This is a genomic window from Paraburkholderia sp. NMBU_R16 (assembly GCF_013282575.1).
In the GTDB taxonomy this organism is placed as follows: domain Bacteria; phylum Pseudomonadota; class Gammaproteobacteria; order Burkholderiales; family Burkholderiaceae; genus Trinickia.
In genome coordinates this window covers 1-340 of sequence record NZ_JAAAYE010000334.1, presented here as the reverse complement: position 1 = coordinate 340, position 340 = coordinate 1, and the positions used below count along the sequence as shown (strand labels likewise).

The 340-nt window shown below is 62.1% G+C and carries 1 protein-coding gene; it reads left to right on the top strand.

Annotated elements, in window-relative coordinates; translation table 11 throughout:
* Positions 1-340, top strand: a 340-nt coding sequence (locus GWC77_RS28475) for a transposase (protein WP_173262995.1), incomplete at both ends; no start/stop codon positions are given.

Below are 340 nucleotides of genomic sequence, written 5' to 3'. Positions count from 1 at the left end.
GCACGCCGGGTCGTGTTCGCTACGCCCGGGCGTGACGCGAAGACGATTGAAGGCTTCGCGGCGCATCTGAGTCAACACCAAGGCACGCCCGAACAAGTCGCCTCGGTGAGCATCGACATGTCGCCGGCCTTCATCAAAGGGGTTGGCGAGCATCTGCCCAATGCGCGGCTGACGTTCGACAAGTTTCACGTCGTCGCTCATGCCTCCCAGGCGCTCGATGCGATGCGCCGCCAGGAGCAGAAAGTCGAGCCGCAACTCAAAGGCATGCGCTGGGCGCTGCTCAAGGACGTGCACAAACTGAATCTGGCTCAACTGACCGACCTCAATGCTCTGGTGCGAC